The following is a 1,670-nucleotide window of genomic DNA, read 5'->3' on the forward strand; positions in this document are numbered from 1 at the left end:
GTGGTAGTTGAGCTTGTAGTCCCCTTCGAACTGCGCCGCCACCTTGTCGAGAAACGCCTGGTCGGTATGCAGCCGCGCCACTTCGTATTCGTCCTTGTAGGCCATCAGCTTGAAGAGGTAGCGCGCCACGGCCTCGCTGAGCTTTTGTGAAGCGAGCGGTGCTTCGGCCACACGGACCTTCTCGACGAAGCCCTGGTACTGCGCGGCATACGCTGCGTTCTGGTACTCGGTCAGGAACGCGACCCGCTTGGCCACCATCTCGTCGAGCACCTGGGTCTTGCGCACGAATTCGATCACCTGCGCGGTTTGTGTGAGCGCCTTCACCGCTGCCAGGTCGTGTGCCGCGCGGCGGCCCCATTCAAAGGCGTTGCGGTTGTTGTCGACCTGCACGCCGTTGAGCTCGATGGCGCGCATCAGCGACGCATGGCTCAGCGGCACACGCCCTTGTTGCCACGCGTAGCCCAGCATCAGCGGGTTGGTGTAGAGCGAGTCGCCGATGAGCTTGACCGCCAGGTGGTCGGCGTCGAACGCGCCCACGTTCTTCGCGCCGGCCGCTGCCGCAATCGCGGCTTCGCAGCTCGCTTGCGGAAACTGCCAGTCGGGGTTGTTCACGAAGGCCGCGGTGGGCGAGCCGTGCGTGTTGAGCGCGACATAGGTGCGGCCTTCGCGCATCACCGCCAGCGTGCCCTGGTTGGCGCCGACGATGGGGTCGCAGGCGATCACCAGATCGGCCTCGGCGGTGCCCACCTTGGTGGTGTAGATCGCGTCCACCGAGTCGGCGATCTGGATGTGGCTCCAGGTGCTGCCGCCCTTTTGTGCGAGGCCCGCCGAGTCTTGCGTGACGATGCCCTTGCCTTCGATGTGCGCGGCCATGCCCAGCAGCTGGCCGATGGTGATGACGCCGGTGCCGCCCACACCCGCCACCACGATGCCCCAGGCCTTGGCGGCCGATGGCAACACTGGCTCGGGAATCGGCGGCAGTGAAAACGGGTCGGGCCGCTCGGCGCTCGCCTTCTTGGCCGACTTGAGTTGCCCACCTTCCACCGTGATGAAACTCGGGCAGAAGCCCTTCACGCAGGAGTAGTCCTTGTTGCAGCTGTTCTGGTTGATGCGTCTTTTGCGGCCGAACTCGGTTTCGACGGGCTCCACGCTCAGGCAGTTGCTTTGCACCGAACAGTCGCCGCAGCCTTCGCAGACCAGCTCGTTGATGACCACGGTCTTGGTGGGCACAGCCAGCGTGCCGCGTTTGCGGCGGCGGCGTTTTTCAGTGGCGCAGGTCTGGTCGTAGATGATGGCCGTGGTGCCCTTCAGCTCGCGGTAGTCGCGCTGGATGCGATCCAGCTCGTCGCGGTGAAACACCGTCACACCGGGCGCAAGCGCCACGCCGTTGTACTTCTCCGGCTCGTCGGTCACGATGCACAGCGCGCTCACACCTTCGGCCTTGAGGCTGTGCATGATCTGCAGCACCGAGTGGCCCTCGGGGCGTTCACCCACACGCTGGCCACCGGTCATGGCGACCGCGTCGTTGTAGAGAATCTTGTAGGTGATGTTGACCCCCGCCGCGATGCTCTGGCGGATGGCCAGGCTGCCACTGTGGAAGTAGGTGCCGTCGCCCAGGTTGGCGAAGATGTGCTGGTCGGTGGTGAAGGGCGCCTGGCCGACCCAGGGCA

Annotated in this window: 1 protein-coding gene; it reads right to left on the minus strand. The window is 65.1% G+C overall.

Going from position 1 to position 1,670, the window contains the following annotated elements:
* The coding region (locus RMO40_RS21115; protein WP_309725522.1) for a DUF6537 domain-containing protein at positions 1–1,670 on the minus strand (1,670 nt) is incomplete at both ends.

Origin of the sequence: Rhizobacter sp. (assembly GCF_031412075.1) — a bacterium.
Taxonomy (GTDB): Bacteria; Pseudomonadota; Gammaproteobacteria; order Burkholderiales; family Burkholderiaceae_C; genus Rhizobacter.